At 68.0% G+C, this 21,269-nt stretch carries 9 protein-coding genes and 1 pseudogene; 8 read left to right on the forward strand and 2 right to left on the reverse strand.

Annotation, left to right across the window (positions count from 1 at the left end):
- The 3 genes and pseudogenes from ACZY1I_RS14450 to ACZY1I_RS14460 form a co-directional block, all read left to right on the forward strand.
- Positions 1–4,137, forward strand: a pseudogene (locus tag ACZY1I_RS14450) (PE family protein); the annotation flags it as partial.
- Between the two features lie 18 nt (positions 4,138–4,155).
- On the forward strand, positions 4,156–4,695 hold the full coding sequence (locus ACZY1I_RS14455) for an FAS1-like dehydratase domain-containing protein (RefSeq protein WP_463755142.1): 540 nt from the start codon (positions 4,156–4,158) through the stop codon (positions 4,693–4,695).
- Positions 4,685–5,131, forward strand: a complete 447-nt coding sequence (locus ACZY1I_RS14460) for a MaoC/PaaZ C-terminal domain-containing protein (RefSeq protein ID WP_463755143.1) — start codon at positions 4,685–4,687, stop codon at positions 5,129–5,131. Before ACZY1I_RS14455 ends, ACZY1I_RS14460 begins: the two co-directional genes overlap by 11 nt.
- Here ACZY1I_RS14460 and ACZY1I_RS14465 read toward each other — a convergent pair.
- Positions 5,128–6,594, reverse strand: coding sequence for an aldehyde dehydrogenase (locus ACZY1I_RS14465; protein ID WP_463755144.1), 1,467 nt, complete (start codon positions 6,592–6,594; stop codon positions 5,128–5,130). The two genes, ACZY1I_RS14460 and ACZY1I_RS14465, sit on opposite strands and share 4 nt — an antisense overlap.
- Positions 6,595–6,711: 117 nt before the next feature.
- Here ACZY1I_RS14465 and ACZY1I_RS14470 point away from each other — a divergent pair, with 117 nt between their 5' ends.
- Positions 6,712–8,094, forward strand: a complete 1,383-nt coding sequence (locus ACZY1I_RS14470) for a lipocalin-like domain-containing protein (RefSeq protein ID WP_463755145.1) — start codon at positions 6,712–6,714, stop codon at positions 8,092–8,094.
- A 6-nt stretch (positions 8,095–8,100) separates the two neighbouring features.
- On the opposite strand, the gene ACZY1I_RS14475 is transcribed toward ACZY1I_RS14470, so the two are convergent.
- Positions 8,101–9,252, reverse strand: a complete 1,152-nt coding sequence (locus tag ACZY1I_RS14475; protein WP_463755146.1) for an aromatic ring-hydroxylating oxygenase subunit alpha — start codon at positions 9,250–9,252, stop codon at positions 8,101–8,103.
- Between the two features lie 80 nt (positions 9,253–9,332).
- On the opposite strand from ACZY1I_RS14475, the gene ACZY1I_RS14480 reads away from it, so the two are divergent.
- From ACZY1I_RS14480 to acpS, 4 genes are all read left to right on the forward strand, one after another.
- Complete coding sequence (locus tag ACZY1I_RS14480; protein WP_463755147.1) at positions 9,333–10,214, forward strand: MerR family transcriptional regulator; 882 nt, start codon at positions 9,333–9,335, stop codon at positions 10,212–10,214.
- A gap of 60 nt (positions 10,215–10,274) precedes the next feature.
- Positions 10,275–10,991, forward strand: coding sequence for a DUF1906 domain-containing protein (locus tag ACZY1I_RS14485; protein WP_463755148.1), 717 nt, complete (start codon positions 10,275–10,277; stop codon positions 10,989–10,991).
- Between the two features lie 547 nt (positions 10,992–11,538).
- On the forward strand, positions 11,539–20,748 hold the full coding sequence (locus tag ACZY1I_RS14490; protein WP_463755149.1) for a fatty acid synthase subunit beta domain-containing protein: 9,210 nt from the start codon (positions 11,539–11,541) through the stop codon (positions 20,746–20,748).
- 98 nt (positions 20,749–20,846) lie between these two features.
- On the forward strand, positions 20,847–21,239 hold the full coding sequence (gene acpS / locus ACZY1I_RS14495; RefSeq protein WP_463755150.1) for a holo-ACP synthase AcpS: 393 nt from the start codon (positions 20,847–20,849) through the stop codon (positions 21,237–21,239).
- Positions 21,240–21,269: the final 30 nt, after the last annotated feature.

Raw genomic sequence — 21,269 nt, forward strand, 5'->3', positions numbered from 1 at the left:
GGTGGTGATGGCGGCAATGCGGGTGCGGTCGGGTTCGGTGGTGCCGGTGGCGATAGCGGCGACGGGACCAGCGGTGCGACCGGTGCCAAGGGTCAGCTTCCGGCCGGGACGTCCGGTAACGGGGGTGTCGGCGGTAAGGGCGGCAATGCGACCGCTGCGGCGCCGGGGGATCTGCCCGGCACGGGCGGGGCTGGTGGTGTCGGCGGTGACGGCGGCAACCTGGGCAAGGGCGGTACCGGTGGCGCCGGCGGCAATGGCGCGACGGGTGCGGCCGGTGCTGACGGGGTCAACCCGGGTGACCCGGGCGGCAGCGGTGAGACTGGCGGTGCTGGTGGTGCCGGTGGTGCTGGCGGCCTCGGCGGGTCGGTGCGTGGTGACGGCGGTACCGGTGGGCTCGGTGGTACCGGCGGTGGCGGTGGGACCGGCGGCGCCGGTGTCAACGGAGCGGACGCGCAAACTGCCGGCGAAGCAGGGCAGAACGGTGGTACCGGCGGCGATGGCGGCACCGGCGGCCAGGGTGGCGCCGGCGGCAACGCCGGGGGCGTCGCTAAGGGTGGTTCGGGCAGCGCAGGGGTCAATGGCACCGGCGGCACCGGCGGCACTGGCGGCACAACCGGCAAAGCCGGGGACGGCAGTGCCGGCGCAGCCGGCGTGACCGGCAACCCCGACGGCGGCCGCGGCGGCGACGGCGGTAGCGACGGCACCGTCGGTGCCGGCGGCAAAGGCGGCGCAGTCGGTACCGGCGGGACCGGCGGCAGCGACGGCGCTACCGGCAAAGCCGGTGCCATAGCCACCAGCGGCGGCAACGGCGGCAAGGGCGGCCAAGGCGCTGCCGGTGTCCAGGGCGTCCTCGGCGGACAAGGCGGCAAGGGTGGCGCGGGCGGCAACGGCGGATCAGTCGGCAACGGCGGGCAGGGCGGGGCCGGCGGCAACGGCGTCGCCGGTGTTACTGGCGGACCCGGTTCCGGTGGCGACGAGAGCGCCGGCGGCGCCGGCGGCGCCGGGACCGCTGGCGGCAGCGGCGGTGACGGCGGGGCCGGTGGCTTGGGTGGTGCGATCTCGGGTAACGGCGGGGCCGGCGGAGTGGGCGGGACCGGCGGTAGCGGTGGCAATGGCGGCACGGGCGGCGACGGCAGCGACGCCGTCCTCATAGGACAGTCCGGTTTCACCGGCGGGGCCGGCGGAGCTGGCGCCGCCGCCGGTAACGGCGGCGCTGGGGGCGCTGGCGGCGTGGCTCTGGGGTCAGGTAACGGCGGTGCCGGTGGTGCCGGTGGTGCCGCCGGTCGGGGCGGGTTCGGCGGCGACGGTGGTTTGGGCGGCGACGGCGACACCTTCGCCTTCGGTGGCTCCGGCGGGACCGGTGGTGCCGGTGGTAACGGCGGTAACAGCGGCTACGGCGGTGCCGGCGGTGCCGGCGGTGCCGCCAACGGCTCCGGTGTCGGCGGGTCCGGCGGTGCCGGCGGTGCTTCGGCGGACGCTGGGTTCGGTGGCTATGGGGGCGGCGGCGGGAACGACACAAGCGGCACAGGTGACGGCGGCGCCGGTGGCGCCGGCGGCAATGGCGGCATCGGAAGAGACGGCGGCAGTGGTGGCAGCGGCGGCGACTCCGCGGCTGGCGCCGCCGGTAACGGTGGTAGCGGTGGCCACGCAGGGTCCAGCGGAGCGCGCGGCGAAGGTGGGTTCGGCGGCGCGGGTGGTGCGATCTCGGGTAATGACGGCCCCGAAGGGGCCGCGGGTAAGGCCGCTGCCGGTGGTACCGGAGGGGCCGGCGGCGCCGGCGGCAACGGTAAGGCAGTGGCCGTTCCATCCGGCAACGGCGGTAACGGCGGCGGCGGTGGCAATGGCTTCGGTGGTGGTGACGGCGGTGCCGGCGGTAACGCCGGGACGGTCGGTAACGGCGGTCACGGCGGAAACGCCGGCGCCGGCAACCTCGGAGGCGACGGCGGCACCGGCGGCAATGGCGGCTCGGGCGGTGCGATCTCCGGTAACGGCGGCGGTGGCGGCAACGGCGGTGCCGCCGGTGGCGGCAATGGCCTCGGTAACGGCGGCGATGGTGGTGCTGGTGGAAACGTAGGGTCGGTCGGCAACGGCGGTTCAGGCGGGGCCGGTGGCAACACTTCGGGTGGCGTTGGCGGCGGCGGCGGCAATGGCGGCTCGGGCGGCTCAACCTCTGGTAACGGCGGCGATGGCGGTGCCGGCGGTGATGGCATCGTCGGAGGTGGCCATGGCGGGCTTGGCGGTGACGCGGCCGGGGCGGTCGGCAACGGCGGCAACGGGGGCGACGGAGGCTCCGGGACGACCGGCGCCACCGGTATCCACGGCACCGACGGTGCTGGCCAAGCCGGCGGATCCGGTACCGCGGGTGGCTACGGCGGTAACGGCGGCGCCGGCGGCACGGGCGGAGCGATCTCTGGCACCAGCGGCAACGGCGGCAACGGCGGCGCCGGTGGCGCCGGCGGCGTCGGTGGCGGCGGCGGCAGCGGCGAAAATAACTCCACCGATACCGGTGGCACCGGCGGTGGCGGCGGGACCGGCGGTAAAGGTGGAGTTGGCGGTATCGGCGGTGCTGGCGGCGCGGCCCAGGGGTCACGCGACGGCGGGGCTGGCGGTCTCGGCGGGTCTGCTGGCGCAGGCGGGGTCGGTGGGCTCGGCGGCAGCGGCGGGACCTCCGTTTTCGGCCCCGGCGGTACCGCGGGCACCGGTGGCATCGGCGGAGGGGGCGGTACCGGCGGCCTCGGCGGAGCCGGCGGCGCGGCCCTCGGGTCAGGCACCGGCGGTGCTGGCGGCAACGCCGGCTCCGCGGGAGCAGCCGGTGTAGGCGGCAAGGGCGGTGCCGGTGGGCATTCCGACCTTTCAGCCAACGGTGCCGGCGGTGTCGGCGGTGCTGGTGGTGCCGGAGGTCTCGGCGGTCAGGGCGGGAACGGCGGCAACTCCGCCTCCGGCCTCGCCGGTAATGGCGGTACCGGCGCCGACGGCACCGCAGGTGCAATTGGCGGCGTCGGCGGCGTGGGTGGCGAAACCAACAATCCCGTTCAAGCGGCCTCTGGTGCCGATGGTGCCGGGGGTGGCGGCGGTGCCGGCGGCAACGGCGGCGACGGTGCCGCGGCGGCCGGCCCGTCCGGTAACGGCGGCAACGGTGGTGCTGGTAGTGACGGTGCCGGCGGCGGCGCGGGCGCCGGCGGGGCCGGCGGTAATGGCGGGGTGGTCGGCAACGGCGGCGATGGCGGTGCTGGCGGTAACGGCAAGGCCGGTAGGTCCGGCTCAATCGGCACCAACGGGGTTGACGGAGACCCCGGCGGCGCCGGTGGAGGCGGCTCCAGTGGCTTTGCCGGCGGCAATGGCGGGGCTGGCGGTGCCGGCGGTTCGATTTCGGGTGATGGCGGCGTTGGCGGTGCCGGCGGCACCGGAGGCGGCGGCGGCAACGGCGGGAACGGCGGCACCAGCTTCGGCCTTACCATTGGCGCCGGCCCGCACACCGGCGTCGGCGGCGACGGCGGTGCCGGCGGCAAGGGTGGTGCCGGCGGCATTGGCGGCGCCGGCGGCCAGGCACTGGGGTCAGGCGACGGAGGTGCCGGCGGGCTTGGCGGTAACGCCGGCGACGCAGGCAATGGTGGCACCGGCGGCCACGGTGGCAGCACTCCCCAGCAGTACGCCGAAGACGGTGCGCGCGGTGGCAATGGTGGCGTCGGCGGAGTTGGCGGCACCGGTGGTCTCGGCGGTTCCGGCGGCGCGGCCAACGGGCCGGGCAGTGGCGGCGTCGGTGCGTCGGGCGGCGCCGCCGGCCAAGGTGGCGTCGGAGGCAACGCCGGTGATGGTGGCAACGGTGTTCAAGGCGATGACCGTAGCCATGGCGCTGACGGCGGCACCGGTGGTAACGGCGGCACCGGCGGACGCGGGGGTGGTGGCGGCGACGGCGGCAATAGCCTTTCCGGCCCCGGCGGCAGCGGCGGTAAGGGCGCCGACGGTGCCGACGGTGCACAGTTCGGTGCAGGCGGCAAGGGCGGCACCGGCTGGACCGACGGGAACAACGGGGCGCCCGGTCAGTACGGCGCCGGTGGCGCCGGTGGCTCCGGTTCCGTCGGTGGCTCCGGCGTCCCCGCCGGTGCTCCCGGCGCCCCCGGCAACGACGGCACGTAAAAGTTATTCTGACGGTCGATGGCTGACGACATCAGTTACAAGTACGCGTTCGGGACCTACGAGGACGCGCTGAAAATGGTGGGCTTTCGCACCGAGGCCAGGGTGGCGGGAACTGTGGTCAGCGGAGCGCGGATTCAGCATTTCGCCGCCCTCGTGCGCGACGGCAACCCGGCGTATTGGGACTCCGATTTCGCGACCCGGACGTGGGGCGGGCTGGTCGGTCCGCCCGGAATGTTGATGGGCTGGCTGATTCCGCAGCCGTGGTCCGCCAACGGTGAGCGGCCGGCGGCGGGACTGGTGATCCGGGTTCCCTTGCCGGGCAAAACCTTTGTCAACGCGTCCAATGAAGCCGAGTTCCTGATTCCGGTGGTGGAGGGCGATCGGCTCTCGATCGTCGAGGAAGTCGCATCTGTGTCGCCGGAGAAAACCACCAAACTCGGTGTTGGACACTTTGTTCAGACACTCGACACCTTCTATCGCGACGACGGAGCGGCAGTGGCGTTGAACCGCAATACCCTGTTCCGCTTCAATCCGCGGGCGGCTGCGGATGGCAGATGAGCGCCGGTTCGACTGGCACGGTTTGACCGTCCCCGCCGAGTTGCCTGAGGTTGTCGACGAGATCAGCTACGAACGGGTGGTGATGAACGCCAGCGCCACCTGGGACTTCTTCCCCGGGCATTTCGACCCGGAATATGCCAAGCGCCAAGGTCATCCGACGATCTTCGTCAACACCATGCACCTCGCCGGTTTCGTCGACCGGGTAGCGACGGACTGGGCCGGTCCCTATAGCCGAGTCCTGCGGCGCAAGATCGCGCTGGCGGGTTCGATCTACGCGGGTGACACCATGATCGGTCGGGCGAAGGCTATCGCCAAGCGATGCAACACTTCTGGGCCAAAGCCGCAATACCTCGTCGAGCTTGAGGTCGGGGTCTACAACCAGCGCGACGAACTCTGCTGTCCCGCCGAGGTCACCCTTGAAGTGCTGGAGCCCTAGCTGTCCAGCGGCGGCAGCTTTCCGTTGCACGCCACCGACTGCAACTCGACGTATTCGTCGATCCCTTCGGGCCCGAATTCGCGTCCGATACCTGACTGCTTGAAGCCACCGAACGGGTTGCTGATGTCGAGCATGTACATGTTGATGCCGTAGGTACCGGTGCGCACCCGGGAGGCGATCTCCAGGCCGCGGGCGGTGTCGGCGGTCCATACCGAACCGGCCAGACCGTAATTGCTGTCGTTGGCGATGCGGATCGCGTCGTCTTCGTCGGCATAGGTGAGGACGGTCAGGACCGGACCGAAAATCTCCTCGCGGGCAATGCGCATGTCGTTGGTCGCGTCGGTGAACAGCGTGGGTTGCACGTACCACCCGCGCGCCGCGGGACTGCTGTCGCCGCCGACCACGACCCGGGCGCCTTCTTGCTGACCGGAGCGGATGTAATCCTGCACCCGCTGCTGTTGCCGTTGCGCGACAAGGGGACCGACGTCTGTCTTCTCGTCGGTGGGATCGCCCACAGTCAGCGCCGCCATCATGTCGGCCAGTGCCTCGACGACCTCATCGTGACGGCGCTGACTGACCAGGATGCGGGTCTGGGCGACGCAGGCTTGTCCGTTGTTCATCAGGCCGGCCATCTTCAGTCCGGCGACGGTCTTGGGGATATCGGCATCGTCGAGAACGATCGCCGCCGATTTGCCGCCGAGTTCCAGACTCACCCGCTTCAGTTGCTCGCCGCACAGGGTGGCGATGCGGCGACCGATGGCACTGGAACCGGTGAAGGAGATCTTGTCCACCCCTGGATGCCTGACCAAGGCTTCACCGACATCGGGGCCACCGGTGACCACGGAGACCACGCCCTCGGGCAGTTCGATCTGCTCGATCATCTCGGCCAACCACAATGCGTCCAAAGGGGTTTCGGGCGCAGGCTTGATGACGACCGTGCAGCCGGCCAGCAGAGCGGGGATCAGCTTGGGCATGATCAGGCATTGCGGCACGTTCCACGGCACGATCGCCCCGACCACGCCAACGGGAGCCCGGCGTAGGTGCGCCTCGCCCAGTACGCCTCGACGGCGCTCCACCCAAGGGAATTCGCGGGCAGCGGCCACCGTCAGGTGGATCATCGACGCGGCGCCGGCAGCCTGACCCAGACGGCTGAAACTGCGCGGCGAACCCATCTGGGCGGTGATCAGGTCGGACATATCTTCGATGTGACGCCCGTAGATGGCCGCCAGTTCTTCGATCTTGCGCATCCGCTCCTGGGGTGCCAGCCGTGGCCACGGGCCGTGGTCGAAGGCATGCCGGGCGGATGCCACCGCCGCATCGACATCCTCGGCGCAGGCCGACGGAACCTCGGCGATCGGCTCCTGGGAGTGCGGCGAAATGACTGTGAGCCGTTGTGGCGCAGCGGGTTTACGCCAGCCACCGCCGATGAACAGTTCGTCGTACGAACGGGGATTCGCCGTCATTGCAGCATCACCTCAAGGCAGGCGGCGGTAATTTCGCTATTGATGCTAACATAGCAAAAAAGCGCGATTTTGCGGTGGCCGGGTTGTGCACCCGAGGTTCCTCGAGACAGGCGTGACATGACCAGTGATTGGCGAAGCTACCCATTCCAGTTGGTGCCCGGCGATAGCGCGCTGGATTTCCCCGCCGCCGAAGGCGGTCACCCTGACCAGGAGTCCGACACCTGGTTCATCGCCGGCGAACTCGCCGCGGCCGAGACGGGTCGATCGTTCGCATTCCTGACCATCTTCAACAAGAACCGCCCGGGTGGTTCGATCGTCGCCGATTTCTACACACTCGCGTTGTTCGATCTCGACACCGGCGAATACGGCACCTACACCGAATACGACATGCCACCGGCCAGCATGGAACCGGGCGCAAAACCCAAACTGAACTGCGTCGTAGGCCACCTCGGCCTGACTTACGAGACCGAAGCGGGCGTCGCGCGATGGGCGACGACTCGCGACGCCGACGGGGAGTTGCTGCCCTACACCTACGACATCGGCCTGGTGGGCACCGACCAGGCGGGTCAGTCGATGCAACTTGACCTGACCGCGGCGCCGACGCGCCCGCCGACACCGTTGGGAGCATCGACCTACAACGGCGAGATCGCCTGCTTCGGCCAAGGCAACACGTACTCCTACTTCCAGACCGGCATGGTCATGAACGGGACCTTGCGCTGGGGTGATCGGGAAGAGCGGGTCAGCGGCACTGCGGGACACGTTGATCGCCAATGGTTTCCGAGGTATGCGGGCGGGGGGACCGGCGAGCCGCCACGCACCAGGTCGCACGAATGGCGCACGATCAATTTTGACAACGGTGTCGACATGAGCATCTGGCGTCAGTTCCTGCGTACCGAAGGCAATGCGCTGCAACCGTTTACCGGCATCACGACGAGCTATCCGGACGCGTCCCGGCCGCCCGAGTGCGTCGAGGACTTCGACGTCAGCATCGACAGTTATGTGCGATGGCCGGATGCGATGAGGCCCCTGATCCGCCCGCCGGTGAAGGCCAGGTACATGCCCGACCGTCATCGAATTACTTGTGCAGCACTGCAATTGGACATTGTCGGGGAACCGTTGGTGGCCGCACCGGCGCACGGTCTGCCGATCGAATACATGGAGGGGCCGTATCGATATCGCGGCACGCTGGCGGGTCGGCCGGTGACCGCATTCGCCTTCAATGAGCGTTCGCTGGCGATGTACCGGGACTGGGAGTTGGTGCAGGTGCTGTCGGCCACCGTCGCGAACGCCGAATCGGCCGATCCGGAATTGCAGGCGGCGGTGGATCAACTTGCACCGCTGCTGGCGTCCGGGAAACGTGACGAGGCACTGGCTTTGGCGACGCAACTGCGACCCGGTCGGGACGGTATGACAGCCGCCGTCCTTGACGATCTGGTCGCCGCTTTGTCAGCGGATATTGGTGGCGACCCGCTGCGCCCGGCCAAAGGACGGCCGCGCTAGCGATCGTCACGGGACTGACGGCGGACCTGCCAACGCACGTTCCCACTCGATGTGGCGGTGCTGAAGTCCGGGCTCGTTACGCCCGAACAGAAGTTGTTCGCGGACACCGGATTCGAGGTTAGCCTGCAACCCCGCCACCAGTCGGTAGTCCTCGTCGCGCACGGTCGCGTGCGCGTACTCGAAGACAGCTTGCGCCCCGGCGGCGATGGATTCGTCGGAGGTGTCCAGCGGCGTCGAGTTCTGATGGACCGTGATGGATCGGTCCGGGCGGTCGCCTGGGTAGACGCGGAACAACTCGCCGTTGGCCATCGTCACCGAGATCACGATGTTGGGGAACAGCGCGTAGATGACGACCAGGTTGTGGAACGGAACCCACTGGTCCTCGGGTTTGTCGTCGAGATACAGGATTGTGTTGAGCGGGAAGATCAACCGGTGGTGCGGGCCGTACGAATCGAAAACCGTGCAGTTGCTGCGCGCGATGGTCGCGAAGGTCCGCTCGTGCACGGTGGCGAAGTGGTAGTTCTCGGCGAAGGTGTCGATCGCCAGCTTCCAATTGATGGGAGAGTCGAGCACCTTCTCGCCCAGGGGTGACCACCGGCCGATGCCCCACGAGTCGAGTTCCTCGGCCAACGGCCCCAAATGCGCCGCGACGTCCAGAGTCGCGCCGGGATCGAGTGCGATCCAGAGGAATCCGGCGAATTCAGTGGCCGGCAGTTCGGTCAGCCCATCGGACTTCACCGTCGTCTCGGGGAAGCCCTCGCGGCCGGGCAACGCGACCAGTCGGCCGGTGTTGTCATACGTCCACGCGTGATAGGGGCAGGTGAACCGTTTCGCGACGCCGCATCCGGAGGCAACCTGCGACTGCCGGTGCAGGCAGACATTGTTGAAGGCTTTCACCGTGCCGTCGGACGTTCGGGTCAACAGGATGGAACGGCCCATCACCGTTTTGGTGCAGTACGCGCCAGGCCGTGGCAACTCCGACACGTACCCCACCAGTTGCGGGCTGGCCATCACCATTTCCCAGTCGCGGTTGTGCCGCTCGCGCGAGGTGTACTCCCGCGCATTGACCCGATGCGGGGCCGCAGCGAGGTCGGTGGTCTTGTCGCGCGCCAGTTTCAGGGCACGGCGGGTGAGGTCGATGAGCTGGTCGTGATCCATCGGAAGACTCCTGCGGTAGTCCAGTACAGCCGGTGTTCTTGCTTCCAGTAGAGACCTTACGACCGTTGTAAGGTCAAGAAGTGGCTGAGCGATTCCTGATCGGCGACGTCACGGCCCTGACCGGCATCGCATCGGGTCGCATCCGGCACTACGAGAAAATTGGGTTGCTGCGCGCCGAGCATCTGAGCAACGGATACCGGGTGTTCGATGTCGAGCAGGTACTCGACCTGCTGCGCATCGACCTGATGAGAAGCCTTGGCGTCGGCATCAACGACATCGCGCGTTTGCTCGATGACGGGCAGACGACACTGGCCTCGCTGCTCGACGAACACCGAACGGCGCTGGTGCTCCAGCGCGACCGGTTGGATCAGCTGATCACCGCGATAGATGCCGCCACCGAGGCCGGGGCCGGCGACGTCAACGAACGCATCCTGCACAGATTGGCGACCACGCACCGAGACAGCATCGGCGTCATGGGCCGACTTTCGGCGCCGCTGTCTGCACCCGTGGCCGCGATGTACGCCCAACTTTTCGACGAGTGGCAGCTACCGGTTCCGGCATTGTTCGGACAGATGCTGCTGCCGCCCGCGGCCAGCACCCTGATGACCGAACTCTCCGAAACCCCGGGCGGCCGGGTGCTATTTGATCGATTGCGCAAACTTGCCGACGATGTAGTCGGGTTGGGTGAAAACACAGCGGCTGCAGCCGACCTCGCACGTTCCTGGATCGACGAGCAGGTGGCCGACCCATGGCCCGACGATGTGGTTACGGCGCTGCGCGGGGTGCAACCGGTGCTGGAGAACGACCCGGTGATGGTGCAGGGATTTCGCGCGTGGGCACGCTCGATCAACGCGGCGGCGCCGCTGTTCATCGACGAAATCGGCCGCCAGACCGCGGTTCGCGGACTGGAGGCGATCGTGGTCATCGTGCTGCCGGCATCGGAGCCCGCCCAACAAATGTGATACAGCTGTGATTGCTGTGGCTAACGTGTCTGATGGGATTCTTGTCGTACCCTGTGCCGTATGTCCGTGTCTCGACGTGACGTGCTCAAACTCGCGGCGGCAACTCCCGGCCTGCTTGGCCTTGGTGCCGCGGCGTCCTGGGGCGCGTCACCGGCATCGGCTTCGCTCGGCACCCTGCTCGACTACGCGGCGGGCGTCATTCCCGCGAGTGAAATCAAGGCCGCTGGCGCGGTCGGATCGATCCGGTACGTGTCCGACCGGCGGCCCGACGGCGCCTGGATGCTCGGCAAGCCGATCCAACTCGCCGAGGCCCGTGACCTGCACGGGGGCGGGCTCAAGATCGTCTCCTGCTATCAATTCGGCAAGGGCAGCACCTCCGATTGGCTTGGCGGCGCCGCCGCCGGAATGCAGCACGCCAAGCGCGGTGCCGAACTGCACGCCGCAGCCGGGGGCCCGGCCGGCGCCCCTATCTACGCATCCATCGACGACGATCCGTCGCTGGATCAGTACAAAAACCAGATCGCGCCGTACCTGCGATCCTGGGAATCGGTGATCGGGCACCAGCGCACCGGCGTGTACGCCAACTCGAAAACGATCGACTGGGCCGTGCACGACGGCCTGGGTGCGTACTTTTGGCAGCACAACTGGGGCTCGCCTAAGGGCTACACCCATCCCGCCGCCAATCTGCACCAGGTGGAGATCGACAAGAGAAAAGTCGGCGGCGTCGGCGTCGATGTCAACGAGATCCTCAAGCCTCAGTTCGGTCAGTGGGCTTGAGCTAACTATTCCTAAGACTCCGAGACGGATTCCAGCAAACACTCGTTCGCTCACTTCGCGCAGTCGCGTACACCGCCGGATCCGCGCCGCCCCGACGCGCGTCAAATCGCGCGTGCGTCGTACTCCAAATTTTTGAGATAACGATTTGGTAACAATACTGCTTTGATCAGCGCAGTTATAGCTACTCGACCGTAACCACCTTCATGCAGGACGTTTGTCGGTGCGGCCCCCGCCGACGGTTTAGGCCGGTGTTACCCGTGACACTGTTACCCGTGCGTAGTACTCGCCAGTAACCAATCGGCGTAAAGGGGATGCGTAATTCCTTATGACACCCTTATTAGGACCGACGCCGCGCTCGGAACCGCTCCATCCAGGAGCCGGACCACCTGACAACGCACCGCTCAGACGACTATTGGCTTGCGATTCGATGCTGAATCGCCTGGGTTGAATGGCCCCGGGGGACAGGGCCCGCCCCTCGGAGCCGGCCGAACGAACCGATACGTAACCGATGTAGACGCGAACAAAGACGCATATAGGGAGATATAAGGTGACGATCCACGAGCACGACAGGCTGTCCGCAGACCGCGACGGCAGTGGACCGCACAGCGCCCATGCTCTGGTGGATCGCCTGACTGCCGGCGAGCCGTACGCGGTGGCGTTCGGCGGCCAGGGCAGTGCCTGGCTGGAGACCCTCGAAGAGCTGGTGTCCGGCGCCGGGATCGAATCGGAGTTGACCGCGCTGGTCGGGGAGGTTGAGCTGCTGCTCGAGCCGGTCGCCAGGGAATTGGTGGTGGTGCGTCCGATCGGCTTCGAGCCCCTGCATTGGGTACGGGCGCTGGCAGCCGAGGATCCAGTCCCGTCAGACAAGCACCTGACGTCGGCCGCAGTGTCGCTACCAGGCGTGCTGCTGACCCAGATCGCCGCCATTCGTGCGCTGGCGCGCCAGGGCATGGACCTGATCGAAACCCCGCCGGTAGCTGTGGCGGGACACTCGCAGGGCGTGCTGGCGGTCGAGGCGCTCAAGGCGGGCGGCGCTCGCGACGTCGAGTTATTGGCGATGGGCCAGCTGATCGGAGCCGCCGGCACGCTGGTGGCCCGCCGCCGCGGGATCTCGGTCCTCGGTGACCGTCCGCCGATGGTGTCGGTCACCAATGCCGACCCCGAGCGCATTCAGAGCCTGCTCGAAGAGTTCGCCCAGGACGTCCGCACAGTGCTCCCGCCGGTGTTGTCCATCCGCAACGGCCGGCGCTCGGTCGTCATCACCGGGACCCCCGAGCAGCTGTCCCGGTTCGAGTTGTACTGCCAGCAGATTTCGGAGAAGGAAGAGGCCGACCGCAAGAACAAGATCCGCGGCGGTGACGTCTTCGCGCCGGTCTTCGACCCGGTCAAGGTCGAGGTGGGTTTCCACACTCCGCGGCTGGCCGACGGAATCGACATCGTCGGAGGCTGGGCCGAGAAGGTGGGCCTCGACGTCGCCTTCGCTCGCGCACTGGCCGAGTCAATCCTGGTCGACAAGGTCGACTGGGTCGAAGAGATCACCCGCGTGCACGACGCCGGCGCGCGCTGGATTCTGGACCTGGGTCCCGGCGACATCCTGACCAGGTTGACCGCGCCGGTGATCCGCGGGCTGGGTATCGGCATCGTGCCGTCGGCCACCCGCGGCGGTCAGCGCAACCTGTTCACCGTCGGCGCCATCCCCGAGGTGGCCCGGGCCTGGTCGAGCTACGCCCCGACGGTGGTTCGCCTGCCCGACGGCAGGGCGAAGCTGTCGACCAAATTCACCCGCTTGACCGGCCGCTCGCCGATCTTGCTGGCGGGGATGACGCCGACCACCGTCGACGCCAAGATCGTGGCCGCGGCCGCCAACGCCGGGCACTGGGCTGAGCTGGCCGGTGGCGGGCAGGTAACCGAGGAGATCTTCGCCGACCGCGTCGCGGAGCTGTCCGGCCTGCTGGATCCGGGTCGCACCTATCAGTTCAACGCGCTCTTCCTCGACCCCTACCTGTGGAAGCTGCAACTGGGCGGCAAGCGACTGGTGCAAAAGGCGCGCCAGTCGGGCGCGGCAATCGACGGTGTGGTCGTCAGCGCCGGCATTCCGGACCTCGAGGAAGCCGTCGAGCTCATCGAGGAGCTCAACGACGTCGGCATCAGCCACGTTGTGTTCAAGCCCGGAACCATCGAGCAGATCCGCTCGGTGATCCGCATCGCCACCGAGGTGCCCACCAAGCCGGTGATCATGCACGTCGAGGGCGGCCGCGCCGGCGGCCACCATTCCTGGGAAGATCTGGACGACCTGCTGCTGGCGACGTACTCGGAGCTGCGCTCGCGGGCCAACATCACCGTCTGCGTCGGCGGCGGCATCGGTACCCCGGAGCAGGCGGCCGACTACCTGTCCGGACGCTGGGCACAGCAGTACGGCTTCCCGCTGATGCCAATCGACGGCATCCTGGTCGGCACCGCCGCGATGGCGACGCTGGAATCGACCACCTCACCCTCGGTCAAGAAGATGCTGGTCGAGACCGGCGGCACCGACCAGTGGATCAGTGCCGGAAAAGCGCAGGGCGGGATGGCTTCCAGCCGTAGCCAACTGGGCGCCGACATCCACGAGATCGACAACAGCGCCTCCAGGTGCGGACAATTGCTCGACGAGGTGGCCGGCGACGCAGACGCGGTCGCCGAGCGTCGTGACGAGATCATCGCCGCCATGGCCAAGACCGCCAAGCCGTACTTCGGCGACCTCGGCGAGATGACTTACCTGCAGTGGCTGCAGCGCTACGTCGAACTTGCCATCGGCGAAGGCAATTCGACCGCAGACACGTCCGCACCGGGCAGCCCCTGGCTGGCCGAAACCTGGCGCGACCGATTCGAAGAGATGCTCAAGCGCGCCGAGGCCCGTTTGCACACAAACGATTTCGGCCCGATCGATACCCAGTTCGGCGACGCCACACTGCTGGAGAATCCCGAGCAGGCGATCGCCACCCTGCTTGCGAACTACCCGGACGCCGAGACCGTTCACCTGCACCCCGTCGACATCCCGTTCTTCATCACCTTGTGCAAGACCCTCGGCAAGCCGGTGAACTTCGTGCCGGTGATCGACAAGGACGTCCGGCGTTGGTGGCGCAGCGACTCGCTGTGGCAGGCGCACGACGCCCGCTACGACGCCGACGAGGTGTGCATCATCCCCGGTCCCGCGGCGGTTGCCGGCATCACCCGACTGGACGAGCCGGTCGGTGAATTACTGGACCGCTTTGAGCAGGCCGCGATCGACGAGGTGCTCGACAGCGGCGCGAGCATTGCCGACGTCACGTCACGCCGATTGGGCCGCGCCGACGTGCGTGGGCCGTTGGCCGTCGTGATCGACGCGGCCGACGTGCTGTGGGCCGGACGGACTGCTACCAACCCGGTGCACCGGATCGCTGAGCCCAGCGACTGGCAGGTACACGAAAACCGCACCGCGACACACACATCCACCGGGGCCCGGCTGCAGGTCAAGCCGGACGGCAAGAGTGTGGTGCTCAGCGTGCCGGTATCGGGCACCTGGATCGACATCCCGTTCACCCTGCCCGCCAACACCGTTGACGGCGGCATACCAGTGGTGTCGACCGAGGACGCCACCACCGCAATGCGCTCGGTGCTGGCGATCGCGGCCGGGGTCGATGGACCTGAGTCGCTGCCCGCGGTCAGCAACAATACGGCCACGCTGACGGTGGACTGGGATGCCGAACGGGTCGCCGACCACACCGGCGTCACCGCCACCTTCGGTGAACCGCTGGCGCCCAGCCTGACCACCGTGCCCGACGCTCTCGTCGGCCATTGCTGGCCCGCGGTCTTCGCGGCGATCGGCTCAGCGGCGACCGACGCCGGCGTGGGCGTGGTGGAGGGTCTGCTCAGCCTGGTGCATCTGGACCACGCGGTGAGCTTGCCCGGGCAGCTGCCCACGATTCCGGCCCAATTGGCAGTCACTGCAACAGCTTCCACTGCTATCGACACCGACATGGGCCGCGTGGTGCCCGTCTCGGTGACAGTTTCGGGAAGTGACGGCGCGGTCATCGCGACCATGGAGGAGCGGTTCGCGATTCTGGGCCGCACCGGCACCGCCGAACTGACCGACCCGGCCCGGGCCGGGGGCGCGATATCAGCGAACGCCACCGACACCCCGCGCCGCCGCCGCCGCGACGTCACCATCGACGCGCCCGTCGACATGCGGCCGTTCGCGGTGGTGTCCGGGGACCACAACCCCATCCACACCGACAAGGCCGCGGCCCTACTGGCCGGCCTGGAATCGCCGATCGTGCACGGCATGTGGCTCTCGGCCGCGGCCCAGCATGCGGCAACCGCCACCGACGGACAGGCCCGGCCGCCGGCACGACTGGTCGGTTGGACGGCGCGTTTCCTGGGCATGGTGCGTCCCGGCGACGACGTGGAGTTCCGCGTCGAACGCGTCGGAATCGACCAGGGCGCAGAGGTTTTAGAGGTCGCGGCACGCATCGGGTCGGACCTGGTGATGTCGGCTACCGCGCGACTGTCCGCACCGAAGACGGTCTATGCCTTTCCGGGGCAGGGCATTCAGTACAAAGGCATGGGCATGGATGTCCGGGCCCGGTCCAAGGCGGCCCGCAAGGTGTGGGACGAGGCGGACAAATTCACCCGTGGCACGCTGGGATTCTCGGTGCTGCACGTGGTTCGGGACAACCCGACCAGCATCATCGCCAGCGGCGTGCACTACCACCACCCCGACGGCGTGCTGTTCCTGACACAGTTCACCCAGGTGGCGATGGCGACGGTCGCGGCCGCGCAGGTTGCCGAGATGCGTGAGCAAGGTGCCTTCGTCGACGATGCCATCGCGTGCGGCCACTCGGTGGGTGAGTACACCGCACTGGCCTGCGTCAGCGGCGTTTTCGAACTGCCGGCGCTGCTGGAGGCGGTGTTCCACCGCGGATCGAAGATGCACGACATCGTGCCGCGGGATGAGCTGGGCCGTTCCAACTACCGGTTGGCGGCAATCCGGCCGTCGCAGATCGACCTGCCCGATGACGAAGTCAGCGAGTTCGTCGCCGGGATCGCCGCCCGTACAGGCGAATTCCTGGAAATCGTCAATTTCAACCTGCGCGGTTCGCAGTACGCGATCGCCGGCACGGTACGTGGCCTGGAAGCGCTGGAAGCCGAAGTGGAGCGCCGCCGCGAAATCTCCGGTGGCAAACGCTCTTTCATTCTGGTGCCGGGCATCGACGTGCCTTTCCACTCGCGGGTGTTGCGGGTAGGCGTCGCCGAATTCCGCCGGTCGCTGGAGCGGCTGCTGCCGCGCGGCCAGGATCCCAACCTGATCGTCGGGCGTTACATCCCCAACCTGGTGCCGCGCCTGTTCAATCTGGAGCGCGACTACATCCAGGAGATTCGCGATTTGGTGCCGGCGGAGCCTCTCGACGAGGTCCTGGCCAACTACGACTCGTGGCGTGAGCGGCCCGCCGACCTGGCGCGGGTGGTGCTGATCGAGCTGTTGGCATGGCAGTTCGCCAGCCCGGTGCGCTGGATCGAGACGCAGGACCTGCTGTTCATCGAAGAGGCCGCCGGTGGCCTGGGTGTGGAGCGGTTCGTCGAGATCGGCGTGAAGACGGCACCGACCGTCGCGGGCCTGGCCACCAACACCCTCAAGCTGCCCGAATATGCCCACAGCACAGTGGAAGTGCTCAACGCTGAGCGCGACGCCGCGGTGCTGTTCGCCACCGATACGGACCCCGAGCCGGACGACGAACCGGAAGAATCCACCGCGACAGAGTCGGCCGCGCCGGAGTCCGCCGCGGCGGCACCGGCGGCCGCACCGGCCGCGCCGTCAGGAGGCCCGCGCCCAGACGACATCGGATTCGATGCGGCTGACGCCACTTTGGCGCTGATCGCCATATCGGCCAAGATGCGGATCGACCAGATCGAAGTACTGGATTCCATCGAGTCCATCACCGACGGTGCGTCGTCACGACGTAACCAGCTGCTCGTCGACCTGGGTTCTGAGCTGAACCTCGGTGCCATCGACGGTGCCGCCGAGGCCGACCTGGCCGGGCTGCGGGCGCAGGTCACCAAGCTGGCCCGTACTTACAAGCCCTTCGGCCCGGTGCTGTCGGACGCGATCAACGACCAGTTGCGCACCGTGCTCGGGCCCTCGGGTAAGCGGCCCGCCGCGATTGCCGAGCGGGTCAAGAAGACTTGGGAACTCGGCGATGGTTGGGCCAAGCACGTCACCGTCGAGGTGGCGCTGGGCACTCGGGAAGGGACCAGTGTTCGTGGCGGAGCCATGGGCCACCTGCATGAAGGCGCCCTGGCCGATGCCGCATCCGTCGATAAGGTCATCGACGGCGCGGTGGCCGCGGTGGGCGCACGCCTGGGGGTAGCCGTCTCGCTACCGTCCGCGGGTGGTGGCGGTGGGGCGACCGTCGACGCCGCCGCACTCAGTGAATTCACCGACCAGATCACCGGTCGCGATGGCGTGCTGGCCTCGGCGGCCCGGCTGGTGCTGGGTCAGCTCGGGTTGAACGACCCGGTCACCGCCGCGCCGACGACCACCGACGCCGAACTGATCGACCTGGTCACCGCCGAATTGGGAGCGGACTGGCCGCGTTTGGTGGCGCCGACCTTCGACGCCAAGAAGGCGATCGTCTTCGACGACCGTTGGGCCAGCGCCCGTGAGGATCTGGTCAAGCTGTGGCTGACCGACGAGGGTGACATCGACGCCGACTGGTTGCGGCTCTCCGAGCGCTTCGAGGGCGCCGGCCATGTGGTCGCGACGCAGGCCACCTGGTGGCAGGGCAAGTCGCTGGCTGTGGGTCGCCAGATCCACGCCTCGCTGTACGGCAGGATCGCCGCCGGCGCCGAAAACCCCGACCCCGGTCCGCACAGCCGCGAAATCGCCGTCGTGACAGGTGCTTCCAAGGGCTCCATCGCGGCGTCGGTGGCAGCACGGCTGCTCGGCGGCGGCGCCACCGTCATCGCCACCACCTCCAAGCTCAACGACGAGCGGCTGGCGTTCTACCGGACCCTCTACCGCGACCACGCCCGATTCGGTGCTGCGCTGTGGGTGGTGCCGGCCAACATGGCGTCCTATTCCGACATCGACGCGCTGGTCGACTGGATCGGCAACGAGCAGGTCGAAAGCCTTGGGCCGCAGTCGATTCACATCAAGGACGCGCAGACCCCCACGTTGCTGTTCCCGTTCGCGGCACCGCGCGTCGTCGGCGATCTGTCCGAGGTCGGTGCGCGTGCCGAGATGGAAATGAAGGTGCTGTTGTGGGCCGTGCAGCGGCTCATCGGCGGTCTGTCCAAGATCGGCTCCGAGCGCGACATCGCGTCGCGGCTGCACGTGGTGCTGCCGGGCTCGCCCAACCGCGGAATGTTCGGTGGCGACGGTGCTTACGGCGAAGCCAAGTCGGCATTGGACGCTGTGGTGACTCGCTGGCACGCCGAGACCTCGTGGGCCGAACGGGTCAGCCTGGCACACGCGCTGATCGGTTGGACCCGGGGTACCGGGCTGATGGGGCACAACGACGCGATCGTCACCGCGGTCGAAGAGGCAGGTGTCACCACTTACTCGACCGATGAGATGGCGGCAATGCTGCTCGGCCTGTGCGACGTGGAATCACAAGTGGCCGCATCGAGTTCGCCGATCAAGGCAGACTTCACCGGCGGTCTCGCCGAGGCCGATCTCGACATGGCCGAGCTGGCGGCCAAGGCGCGTGAGGAGGCGTCGGCCGGAGGGACCGCCCAACTGGCCGACGACGACACCGCTACCGAAGGCACCATCGCGGCGCTGCCGTCGCCGCCGCGTGGCTACACCCCGGCGCCGGCGCCAGAATGGGACGACCTCGACGTCGACCCGGCCGACCTCGTCGTCATCGTCGGTGGCGCCGAGATCGGGCCGTACGGTTCGTCGCGTACCCGGTTCGAGATGGAGGTCGAGAACGAACTCTCGGCAGCCGGTGTGCTCGAACTTGCCTGGACCACCGGATTGATCCGCTGGGAGGATGATCCCCAACCGGGTTGGTACGACACGCAATCCGGCGATCTGGTCGACGAGGCCGAGTTGTTCGAGCGTTACCACGAAGCCGTGCTGGAACGCACGGGAATCCGCGAGTTCGTGGGCGACGGGGCGATCGAATCCGACCTTGCCTCACCGTTGTTGGTATCGGTCTTCCTCGACAAGGACTTCAGCTTCGTTGTGTCCTCGGAGGCCGACGCCCGCGCGTTCGTCGACTTCGACCCCGAGCACACGCTGATCCGGCCGGTGCCCGACTCGAGCGACTGGCAAGTGACCCGGAAGGCGGGCACCGAGATTCGGGTGCCACGCAAGACCAAGCTCACGCGGACCGTCGGGGCCCAGATTCCGACCGGGTTCGACCCGACCGTGTGGGGAATCAGCGCCGACATGGCCAACTCGATCGACCGGGTGGCGTTGTGGAATATCGTTGCGACCGTTGACGCATTCCTGTCGGCGGGGTTCAGCCCGGCTGAACTGATGCGTTATGTGCATCCCGGCCTGGTCGCCAGCACGCAGGGCACCGGCATGGGCGGCATGACATCAATGCAGACCATGTATCACGGTAATCTGTTGGGCCGCAACAAACCTAACGACATCCTGCAGGAGGTTCTGCCGAATGTTGTTGCGGCGCACGTAGTTCAGTCCTACATCGGCAGCTACGGCTCGATGATCCACCCCGTTGCGGCGTGCGCGACCGCAGCGGTGTCGGTCGAGGAGGGTGTCGACAAGATCCGGCTGGGCAAAGCCGAACTGGTGGTTGCCGGTGGGCTGGACGACATGACGCTCGAGGCTGTCACCGGATTCGGTGACATGGCCGCCACCGCCGACACCTCGGTGATGCGCGGCCGGGGCATCGATGACTCAAGGTTCTCCCGGCCCAACGACCGGCGTCGCCTCGGCTTCGTCGAGGCGCAGGGTGGTGGCACGATTCTGCTGGCCCGCGGCGACCTGGCGCTCAAGATGGGGCTGCCGGTACTCGCGGTGGTGGCCTACGCGCAGTCGTTCGGTGACGGGGTGCACACCTCCATCCCGGCCCCGGGTCTGGGCGCGCTCGGTGCAGGCCGTGGCGGCAAGGATTCGGCGCTGGCGCGGGCACTTGCCAAGTTGGGTGTGACCGCCGACGACATCGCGGTGATCTCCAAGCACGACACGTCGACACTTGCCAACGACCCCAACGAGACGGAGTTGCACGAGCGACTCGCGGACTCGATGGGCCGCTCCGCCGGTGCACCGTTGTTCGTGGTGTCGCAGAAGAGCCTGACCGGTCACGCCAAGGGCGGAGCGGCGGTGTTCCAGATGAACGGGCTGTGCCAGATCCTGCGAGACGGGGTGGTCCCGCCCAACCGCAGCCTGGATTGCGTCGACGACGAGCTTTCCGGCTCGGCGCACTTCGTCTGGGTGCGCGACACACTGCGCCTGGGCGGCAAGTTCCCGATCAAGGCCGGGATGCTGACCAGCCTCGGATTCGGCCACGTGTCGGGTCTCGTCGCGCTGGTGCACCCGCAGGCGTTCATCGCGACGCTGGAGCCCGGGCAGCGCTCGGACTACCAGCGGCGTGCCGACGCCCGCCTGGTTGCCGGTCAGCGTCGTCTGATCTCGGCGATCGCCGGCGGCGAGCCGATGTACCAGCGGCCGCCGGACCGTCGCTTTGACCACGACGGGCCGGAGAAGCCGCAGGAGGCCTCGATGCTGCTGAATCCTGACGCCAGGCTGGGTGCGGACGACGAGTACTAGCCACATGGTCGCGACCCGCTGCGCCCGACTCCGTCGCGCTTGCGATCGCTGACTAGGCCGCTGCGGCATGCATGGACTGATCCGTTAACCTGCGATCCATGGGCATCGTCGGAGTAGGGATTGACCTTGTCTCCATTCCGGACTTCGCGGAGCAGGTGGATCAGCCGGGGACGGTCTTTGCGTCGACCTTCACCCCGGGTGAGCGCCGTGACGCCTCCGACAAGAGTTCGTCGGCGGCGCGCCACCTGGCTGCGCGCTGGGCCGCGAAGGAAGCGGTGATCAAGGCGTGGTCCGTGTCTCGGTTCGCGCAGCGGCCGGTGTTGCCGGAGGACATTCACCGCGATATCGAGGTCGTCACCGACATGTGGGGGCGGCCCCGGGTGCGGTTGAGCGGCGAGGTCGCCAAGCATCTCGCCAACGTGACTATCCACGTGTCGTTGACTCACGAGGGGGACACCGCTGCCGCGGTCGCCATCCTCGAAACTGTCTAGCGCGATCGCAAGCGCGGCGTAGCCGGGCGC

This window comes from Mycobacterium sp. IDUB_37 (assembly GCF_055419245.1).